General features: G+C 72.5%; 8 protein-coding genes. 4 read left to right on the forward strand and 4 right to left on the reverse strand.

What is annotated here, in order from left to right:
* Positions 1 to 40: 40 nt before the first annotated feature.
* Positions 41 to 1279 (reverse strand): PhoH family protein, encoded by a 1239-nt coding sequence (locus tag ACFUC1_RS19895; protein WP_379122932.1) that lies wholly within the window; start codon positions 1277 to 1279, stop codon positions 41 to 43.
* Between the two features lie 501 nt (positions 1280 to 1780).
* Positions 1781 to 2542, reverse strand: coding sequence for an isoprenyl transferase (locus ACFUC1_RS19900; RefSeq protein ID WP_310150263.1), 762 nt, complete (start codon positions 2540 to 2542; stop codon positions 1781 to 1783).
* Between the two features lie 90 nt (positions 2543 to 2632).
* On the opposite strand from ACFUC1_RS19900, the gene ACFUC1_RS19905 reads away from it, so the two are divergent.
* A complete protein-coding gene (locus ACFUC1_RS19905; RefSeq protein ID WP_379122923.1) occupies positions 2633 to 3448 on the forward strand; it encodes a thioesterase family protein in 816 nt (271 codons plus the stop codon).
* 29 nt (positions 3449 to 3477) lie between these two features.
* Entirely contained in the window at positions 3478 to 4182 is a 705-nt protein-coding gene (locus ACFUC1_RS19910; RefSeq protein WP_379122925.1) for a hemolysin III family protein, read from the forward strand.
* 29 nt (positions 4183 to 4211) lie between these two features.
* Here the strand turns inward: ACFUC1_RS19910 and ACFUC1_RS19915 are convergent, their stop codons facing one another.
* Together ACFUC1_RS19915 and mca are read right to left on the reverse strand one after the other, a co-directional pair.
* Positions 4212 to 4514: a hypothetical protein gene (locus ACFUC1_RS19915; protein ID WP_379122926.1), complete on the reverse strand. Its 303-nt coding sequence runs from the start codon at positions 4512 to 4514 to the stop codon at positions 4212 to 4214.
* Positions 4511 to 5467 (reverse strand): mycothiol conjugate amidase Mca, encoded by a 957-nt coding sequence (gene mca, locus ACFUC1_RS19920; RefSeq protein ID WP_379122934.1) that lies wholly within the window; start codon positions 5465 to 5467, stop codon positions 4511 to 4513. Before mca ends, ACFUC1_RS19915 begins: the two co-directional genes overlap by 4 nt.
* A 74-nt stretch (positions 5468 to 5541) precedes the next feature.
* Between mca and ACFUC1_RS19925 the strand changes: the two genes are divergently transcribed.
* Positions 5542 to 5907 (forward strand): DUF4307 domain-containing protein, encoded by a 366-nt coding sequence (locus ACFUC1_RS19925; RefSeq protein ID WP_379122928.1) that lies wholly within the window; start codon positions 5542 to 5544, stop codon positions 5905 to 5907.
* 247 nt (positions 5908 to 6154) lie between these two features.
* Positions 6155 to 6649 carry a transcription elongation factor GreA gene (greA, locus tag ACFUC1_RS19930; RefSeq protein ID WP_379122930.1) on the forward strand — a complete coding sequence of 165 codons (495 nt, stop codon included), beginning with the start codon at positions 6155 to 6157 and terminating at the stop codon, positions 6647 to 6649.
* The last annotated feature ends 32 nt before the right edge of the window (positions 6650 to 6681 follow it).

The following is a 6681-nucleotide window of genomic DNA, read 5'->3' on the forward strand; positions in this document are numbered from 1 at the left end:
GCTCGGGAGCGGCGCGCCACCGGACGTCGTCGGTGCGGGCTCAGACCTCGAGGCCCTCCAGCAGGTCCGTGACCAGCGCCGCGATCGGGCTGCGCTCGCTGCGGGTCAGCGTCACGTGGGCGAACAGCGGGTGACCCTTGAGGGCCTCGATGACGGCCGCGACGCCGTCGTGGCGTCCCACGCGCAGGTTGTCGCGCTGCGCGACGTCGTGGGTGAGCACCACGCGGGAGTTCTGGCCGACCCGGGACAGGACCGTCAGCAGGACGTTGCGCTCGAGGCTCTGCGCCTCGTCGACGATGACGAACGCGTCGTGCAGGGAGCGACCGCGGATGTGGGTCAGGGGCAGCACCTCGAGCATGCCGCGGTCCATGACCTCCTCGACCACCTCGTGCGAGACCAGCGCCCCGAGCGTGTCGAAGACGGCCTGTGCCCAGGGCCCCATCTTCTCCTGCTCGCTGCCCGGGAGGTACCCGAGCTCCTGGCCGCCCACGGCATACAGGGGCCGGAAGACGACCACCTTGCGCTGCTGGCGGCGCTCCATCACGGCCTCGAGCCCGGCGCACAGCGCCAGCGCCGACTTCCCGGTGCCGGCCCGGCCGCCGAGGCTGATGATGCCGACGTCGGGGTCGAGCAGGAGGTCGAGGGCGATGCGCTGCTCGGCGCTGCGGCCGTGCAGCCCGAACGCGTCGCGGTCACCGCGGACGAGCCGCACCTGCTTGTCGGCCCCCACGCGCCCCAGGCCGCTTCCCCGCGGCGAGAGCAGCACCAGCCCGGTGTGGCACGGCAGCTCGGCTGCCGCCTCGTTCTCGACCCGGCCGTGCTCGTACAGCGCGTCCATCTCCTCGACGGTCACGTCGAGCTCGGCCATGCCGGTCCAGCCGGAGTCGACCACAGCGAGCTCGGCGCGGTACTCCTCGGCCTGCATGCCGACGGCCGACGCCTTGACCCGCATGGGCAGGTCCTTGCTCACGACCGTGACGTCGTGGCCCTCGAGCGAGAGGTTCTTGGCGACCGCCAGGATGCGGGTGTCGTTGTCGCCGAGGCGGAAGCCGGCGGGCAGGCTCGTCGGGTCGGTGTGGTTGAGCTCGACACGCAGGGTTCCCCCCTCGTCGCCGACCGGCACCGGGGCGTCCAGGCGGCCCTCGCGGACCCGCAGGTCGTCGAGCAGGCGCAGCGCCTGGCGGGCGAAGTAGCCCAGCTCCGGGTGGTGCCGCTTGCCCTCGAGCTCGGTGACCACCACGACCGGCAGGACGACCTCGTGCTCGGCGAACCGGATCATGGCCCGCGGGTCGGAGAGCAGCACCGAGGTGTCGAGGACGAACGTGCGGCGGGCCGGTTTGCGGCGGGTGACGGCGCTCGTGGCGGCCGGGTCGGCCTGAGCGGGCGCCGTGCCGCGCGCGGAGCGGGCGCGACGGGTGGAGTCGGGAGTCGAAGCGTTCGAGGCCAATGTCTCTCCTCGGCACAGCGCGCCGGCCGGCGCAGTGCGCCTACTCGCGAACCAGGTGCCGGGACCACGCCCACCCACGGATGGGCCGGGTCCGGCCCTCCGTCCGGAGCTGAGTTCGCCCCATGTGGTGGACCTCCCGAACGCCGGACGGGTGCCCTGCGTCAGCGCTGACGCTACGGCTCGCGCGGGCCCGCGACGCGCAGGATCGCGGCGTGTCTCGCAGAGTTAACCCGTTGGCCCGAGGCCGTCCCCGGCCGTTCGTGCAGGGACCCGCCGCAGCCGCCGCCGAACCCTCGTCCGGCGGCCAGCCCCCGCGGAGCCCTCGTCCGTCGGCTAACCCCCGAAGCGGCGGTTGCGCTCGGAGTAGGCGCGCAGGGCGCGGAGGAAGTCGACGTGGCGGAAGTCCGGCCAGTAGGCCTCGCAGAAGTAGAACTCCGAGTGCGCCGACTGCCACAGCAGGAACCCGGAGAGCCGCTGCTCCCCCGACGTGCGGATGACGAGGTCGGGGTCGGGCTGCCCCTTGGTGTACAGGTGCTCGGCGATGTGCTCGACCTGGAGCGTCTCGGCGAGCTCCTCGATCGTCGTGCCGTTGGCCGCGTGGGCGGTGAGCATCGAGCGCACCGCGTCGGTGATCTCCTGCCGGCCGCCGTAGCCGACCGCCACGTTGACCGTCATCCCCTGCACGGCAGCAGTCGCGTCGGCGGCCTCCTTGAGCTTGCGCGCGGTCTCGGCGGGCAGCAGGTCCAGCGACCCGACGGGGTTGATCCGCCAGCGCTGGGTCGCGGCGAGGTCGGTGACGGCGTTCTCGATGATCGACAGCAGGGGGACCACCTCGGCCTCGGGCCGGTTGAGGTTGTCGGTGGACAGCAGCCACAGCGTCACGACCTCGACCCGGGCCTCCTCGCACCACTCGAGGAAGTTGGCGATGTTGTCCGCGCCGGCCTGGTGCCCCTCCTTGGTCCCGTGCCCCCGGGCGGCGGCCCAGCGCCGGTTGCCGTCGAGCATCACCCCCACGTGGCGGGGGAGCGTCGCCTTGTCGAGGCGACGCCTCAGGCGCCGCTCGTATGCCGCATACAGGAGGTCGGACAGCGCCACAACGACTCCTCACGTGGTCCGGGGACGACGGTTCCGCCCGACGTCCCACGCTACCCCTGTCAGGCGCCGGCGGTGCGGCAGGATGGCCCCATGTCCGGCGCGCAGGAGTCCTTCTACCTGCTCGAGGAGGTCACCCCCGACGCGACGGTGGTCACCTCGACGACCCACACCGCAGGCCCGTGGTCGCCGGCGGCCCAGCACGGCGGCCCCCCGATGGCGCTCATGGCGCGGGAGGCCGCGCGGGTGGCCGACCCGGGAAGGGTCCTCATGCGGTTCACCGCCGACCTGCTCGGCCCCGTCCCGGTGGGGCGGCTGCGCGTGCAGGCAGGCGTCGCCCGCCCGGGGCGCAGCGTCGAGCTCGTCGAGTGCCGGCTGACCGACCTCGACGCGGACCGCGTCGTCGCCCGAGCTGCCTGCTGGCTCGGGCCCAGGGTCGAGGGCGGACCCGCCACGCCGGCGCCGGCGCTGCCGCCCGGCCCGGGCACCGGGTCGACGCGTGGCACACCGCCCGGCTGGAGCCCCGGCTACCTCGACGCCATCGAGTGGTCGTGGGTCGACGGCGCGCTCGAGCAGCCCGGTCCGGCCACGGTGTGGATGCGCCCACGCCACTCGCTGGTGCCGGGCGAGCCGTGGGCGCCGGTGGAGCGCCTGCTCGCGTGCGTCGACTCGGCGTCGGGCGCCAGCGCGGCCCTCGACGTCGCCCGGTGGCAGTTCATGAACACCGAGCTGACGGCCCACCTGGTGCGCGAGCCGGGAGGCGAGTGGGTCGGGCTCCGGGCGGAGACGACCCTCGCGGGGACGGCCGTGGGGCTGGCCGCGGCGGAGCTCTTCGACGAGCGTGGGTTCGTCGGGCGGAGCACCCAGTCGCTCCTCGTGCGGCCCACCTCACAGATTACTGGCCGGTAACCTACGTCTGCGTAGGTTATGCTGCCGCCATGACCCCGACGCCCACCCACCACAGCCCGGAGTCCCCCCAGCAGGGGTCGATCGAGGCCGTCGTGGCGGCCGTCAAGCCGCGTCTGCGCGGCTGGCTGCACGCCGGCATGGTGCCCCTGGCAGTAGCCGCGGGCATCGTCCTCATCGCCCTCGCCCCCACCACACCCGCACGCATCGCGGCCACTGTCTTCTCGGTCACCGCCTGGCTGCTGTTCGGGACCTCCGCCGTCTACCACCGCGGCAACTGGTCGCCCCGGGTCGCGGCCGTGCTCAAGCGCATGGACCACTCGAACATCTTCCTCATCATCGCGGGCACGTACACGCCGTTCGCGATGCTGCTCCCCCGGGCGCAGGCCACCCAGATGCTGCTCATCGTCTGGATCGGCGCCATCGCGGGCGTGCTGTTCCGCGTGTTCTGGGTCGGCGCACCGCGGTGGCTGTACACGCCCATCTACGTCGCCCTCGGCTGGGTGGCCGTGTTCTACATGGGCCCGCTGCTGCACTTCGGCGGCCCGGCGATCGTGACGCTCATCGCGGTCGGCGGCGTGCTCTACACCGTGGGAGCACTCGTCTACGGCATCAAGCGGCCGAACCCCTCACCGCGCTGGTTCGGGTTCCACGAGATCTTCCACACCCTGACGGTGGCCGCCTTCGCGGTGCACTACATCGCGGCGTCGATGTCGCTGTACCGCACCAACGCCTGACGCGGCATCCCGCACCGCCTGACGCGTCGTCAGGCGGTGCGGTGCTGCTCGTCCTGGCCGTCGCCGGCCGGGGTGCCCGTGCCGTCGGCGCCCGTGCCGTCACCGGGAGTTCCGGCCGCAGGCCCGTCGGCCTCGGGCGCCCGCGAGGCAGCGGGGCGGTCACGCCCGGCCTCCGCCTCGGCCTCCTTGCGCAGCTCCTCGGCGCGGTAGGACATCCGGCGCATCCGCGCGTTCATGTTCCGCATGAGCAGGTAGAGGGCGATCGCCAGGACGAAGAAGGCGACGAAGCCCCACAGTCCCGGCGAGACCAGCGAGGACGGTGCGCCGTTCACGCCGACACCGCCACGCGGCCGTCGTACGCGACCTCGAGCCCGGCCTTCGTGGCCAGGACGTCGCCGGTCGCGACGTCGTCGATCCCGGCGAACAGGTCGTCCTCCACCGGCTCCACCGGCACGTACGACACCGCCGCCTCGAAGTCCTCGGTCGGCCAGATCCGCACCTGCAGGTCCCTCGGCACCTGGAAGAAGTGCCCGTCGGGGTCGATCTGCGTGGCGTGCGCGAGGAGCGCCTGGTCGCGCTGGTCGAAGAAGTCGGCGCAGTAGATGCGAGTGGTGATGGTCCGGGCGTTCTCCTCGGTCCACCGCTCGAGCCACTCGGCATACGGGCTCTCCTTGCCCTCCGCGAGGAAGGCCTCGTGGAAGGCGACGTACTTGGCCCGGTTGTGCGCGTTGTAGTAGATCTTCAGCGGCTGCCACGGCTCGCCCGCGTGCGGGTACGCGTCGGGGTCGCCTGCAGCGGCGAACGCCGCCATCGAGACCCGGTGGGTCATGATGTGGTCGGGGTGGGGGTAGCCGCCGTTCTCGTCGTACGTCGTCATGACGTGCGGGCGGAACCGCCGGATCTCGCGGACGAGGGCCTCGGTCGTCACCTCCAGAGGCTCGAGGGCGAAGCAGCCCTCGGGGAGCGGCGGGAGCGGGTCGCCCTCGGGCAGCCCGGAGTCCACGAAGCCGAGCCACGTGTGCTGCACGCCGAGGATCTCCTGCGCCTTGCGCATCTCCACCCGGCGGACCTGCGGGAGGTCGCGCTCGATCTGCGGGTCCCCCTTGAGCTTGGGGTTGAGCACGTCGCCACGCTCACCACCCGTGCACGACACGACGAGGACGTCGGCGCTCGTCGCCGCGTACTTGGCCATCGTCGCCGCGCCCTTGCTCGACTCGTCGTCGGGGTGCGCGTGCACCGCCATGAGCCGCCACCGGTCAGCCACTGTCACCGTCTCCTGGGTCATCACGGACAATGGGTGTCCGCGAGCACGCGGACACCACCTGGTCCCATCCTCTCACCGCACCGGAAGGCCTCGTCATGCCACTCCCCCGCCCCGCGCCCGGCACCGGCCGCTGGTGGGTCGTCGGCATCGTCGGCATCGGACTCGCCTCCGCCCTCGCCGTCTGGCTCGGGCTGGCCAACTCGGTGGGCCGGGTGACCTGGGTCGACACCGGCTACAAGGTCGTCGACGACCGCAGCGTCCGGGTCGAGTTCGACGTGCACCGCCCCTCGGGCGAGGCGGTCACGTGCCAGGTCAACGCGCTCGACCAGTCCTTCGGCGTCGTCGGCACGCTCGAGGTCCGGGTCCCGGCGTCCTCCGAGAAGTCGGTGCACCAGGTGGTCGTCGTGCGGACGGCCGCACGGGCCGTCACCGGCACGGTCAAGACCTGCGACCCGTCCTGACCAGCGGGTTCGCGGTCCCGACGGGCGCAAACCCCGGACGCGAGGGGGCGTCCCGGCATACCCTCGGGCACGGCGCCGGGGACGGAACGAAATGGACCGTTCGGACGGGGCCGCGTTAGACTTGTCCATTCACCGAGCGGTCTGGACCTCCCGCCACCTGCGTGGCGCGGGTCCGGGCCGCATTGCGTAGCACCCCGCACACCGGCCGACACCGCGCCGGGCGGGACCCCAGCCAAGGAGTACAACCGTGAGCGAGACCGCGACCCCCACCGCGAGCTACCTGACCCAGGACGCCTTCGACCGCCTGAAGGCCGAGCTGGACCAGCTCTCCGGGGAAGGCCGCACCGAGATCGCCAAGCGCATCGAGGCGGCGCGCGAGGAGGGCGACCTCAAGGAGAACGGCGGCTACCACGCGGCCAAGGAGGAGCAGGGCAAGATGGAGGCCCGCATCCGCCAGCTGACCCAGCTGCTCGAGAACGCCGTCGTGGGCACCAAGCCCGCTGACGACGGGATCGTCGAGCCGGGCATGGTCGTGACCGTCGACATGTTCGGCGACGACATGACGTTCCTCCTGGGCTCGCGCGAGATCGCGGACGGCTCGGACCTCGAGGTCTACAGCGAGAAGTCCCCGCTCGGCGCGGCCATCAACGGCAAGAAGGTCGGCGACTCCGCGTCCTACGACGCGCCCAACGGCAAGACCATCGAGGTCACGGTCAAGGCCGCCAAGCCCTACGGCGCCTGACCGCCACCAGCACCTGCACGACGGAGGGGCCG

The organism is Pedococcus sp. NPDC057267 (assembly GCF_042668795.1).
GTDB lineage: Bacteria > Actinomycetota > Actinomycetes > Actinomycetales > Dermatophilaceae > Pedococcus.